Genomic DNA, 2,151 nt, shown 5'->3' with positions numbered 1-2,151 from the left:
CACCCCATACTTTGCTCTCACCTTCCCGATCAGCGCTCGCGTGAAATCCCTCCGGCTTTTGCTGTACAACTTCCGAAACTCTACCCGCACGTACCCTTCTATCTCCGCTGTTATCTTCCCTGGCCGCCCACGCCCGTCACGCATCAATCTTTCGCTGCCCTCTTCGCGAATTTGCCGCGCATACCGCGGCACCAAACACCGGTTCACTCCAAACGCCGCAGCCACCGCCTTACGCTTCATCCCCGCCGCGCCAGTCAGACCCACCAGTATATTCCGCGCCTTGATGTCATCCGCCCGGTACGCGCAGAACAGCCCCAGCCCGAAATACAGGTCCCGCACGTTCGGATCGCTCCGATTGACCGCTGTCCAGATCAACTCATTGCCGGCCTGCGTTCCCAGCATTGCTTGCATCTCTTGGCCCTCCGAGAGCACCATGCCTCTCCACTCATCGTGCGCCCAGACTACCGGACCAAGATGCGAAAGTCAAGCCACAATGTTACTTTTTATCGTATTAGCTGGCACCCGTCCCCAAACCGCCTCCTCCCGCCCATCCCCTTCTCTGCCAGCCCCTTGCCCCCCCCATCCGCTCCCCCAACCCAATGTACTGAGATCAGGAAGATGTGACCCCAATGCCCTTGGTTCGAATTTTGGGGCGCGCCCCCAAGTGCGTAGGGTAGGGGCATGAGGCGAACGGAGTGAGCCGGTAGGGAACTTCACTATGAGCGATTGTCTCACCTTGAGGCAGTTTTTAGGTGCTGCCCATCGGGCTATCAGGTGGCGCCTCGGTGAGACTTCGTTTGCGTGCGGCAGAGAACAAGACACCAACCAACGCAAGAAGGATCAACCCATAGGATACCGTCTTCATGATCCAGTAGCGCACTGTTGATTCAACCGCGTGTTCAAAGCGAGTTGGGGATAGCATTGCACCTGCACGACCAAATGTCTGGACGTCGGATCTACTATCGATTTCCAAGGTATAGTCGCCTCTGCGAGGGAGAGTGACGGAGTCGCTTGTGAAATGATCCAGTCGGCAGGCATCGCTGCGACCACTGCGGCGAAGGGCCTTGATGTTCCGCTCCATTCTGTAGTCATTCTCTCCGGTGATAACGAGTTGGATGTCGCAAGGAATGGGCGGGATCTCAGGCAGGCCGGCTTGGTGTTGATTCCTTTCGATGGGCGATGAGACCTGGATTTCGAAGTTCCCTCCACTAGCGATATGAAATGGGCACGAGACCGAATAACCTCGGCCAGGAAAGGGGAGTTGAACGGGAGACCAGTTGTTATCGCAGCCGACCGTGAAGGCCAGATGCAGGAGGAGAAGGCCACTGACCAGCCCCACGACCGAAATCCATTTGATGCTTCGCATGGCTCGAGGATCCTATTTGCTGTAGTAGCGGACGTTCCATTTGTTCTTGTCGGAATTCTGCTTCATCAGTTCTTCCAGCATTCCGCCAAAATTCCCGGGTAGCAACTGCCCTTTGTCTTGACCGGAAAGAGGAACGCCCCCGGCTTTCAAAGTGTCGTAGGCCGCCCTGCTGCAATGAGTCTCGCCGGGTTTGTTCGGATACTTGTCCCAGTACTTCCGAGCCACGTGGTTAGCGACCATTTCGTCGAATGCCTTGTCGTCCGGAACATGGACAGTAAACCGCTTGTTCGGGCATCCGCCTTCCTCTGCGTAGGTCTTGTCAAAGTCCAACTTCACGTTCGGTTTGTGCGCGCCTCGAGGAACCGGAAACTGACTGAGCAAAACGGTCCTGGAATTGTGTTCGGTGATCATCACATGACCAACGCGACTACCAGGAAGGATTCCTATAGGCCCATCTCCGATCCATTCCCAGACGTAGACGTCAACGTCACACAGACCGCTCGGATCGATGCCCGCGAGCGGGTTACCGTTGGCGTACGCGTACAGGTTCGCCCCACCGACCAGTCCGATGGGGTCGGCGCTGGCGAACCGCATCAGCCCGGCGTGATACGCGCGATGCAAGGTCAGGTAAAGGTCGTTGCCGGCGTAGACCACGCCGTGTGCGCCAAGCCAGGTGAACGGCGTTTGCGTCGCGCCGGCGCGCCCGCGCAAATGGCCGTAGGGTTCGTAGAAGAACTGGTCGGTGAGATTGCCGCCGGCGTCCGTGAAGGCGAGAAGATTTCCGA

The 2,151-nt window shown here is 57.6% G+C and carries 3 protein-coding genes; 1 reads left to right on the top strand and 2 read right to left on the bottom strand.

Annotation, left to right across the window (positions count from 1 at the left end):
• Positions 1 to 411, bottom strand: a 411-nt coding sequence (locus QME66_13500) for a hypothetical protein (protein ID MDI6809962.1), incomplete at its 3' end; no start/stop codon positions are given.
• A gap of 607 nt (positions 412 to 1,018) precedes the next feature.
• Between QME66_13500 and QME66_13495 the strand changes: the two genes are divergently transcribed.
• A complete protein-coding gene (locus QME66_13495; GenBank protein ID MDI6809961.1) occupies positions 1,019 to 1,183 on the top strand; it encodes a hypothetical protein in 165 nt (54 codons plus the stop codon).
• A 195-nt stretch (positions 1,184 to 1,378) separates the two neighbouring features.
• Here the strand turns inward: QME66_13495 and QME66_13490 are convergent.
• Positions 1,379 to 2,151: RHS repeat-associated core domain-containing protein (locus QME66_13490; protein MDI6809960.1), on the bottom strand; the 773-nt coding region annotated here is incomplete at its 5' end.

The organism is Candidatus Eisenbacteria bacterium (assembly GCA_030017955.1).
In the GTDB taxonomy this organism is placed as follows: Bacteria; Eisenbacteria; RBG-16-71-46; order JASEGR01; family JASEGR01; genus JASEGR01.
Note: the sequence above shows the minus strand (reverse complement) of the source record. Positions and strands in the feature narration are given on the sequence as shown.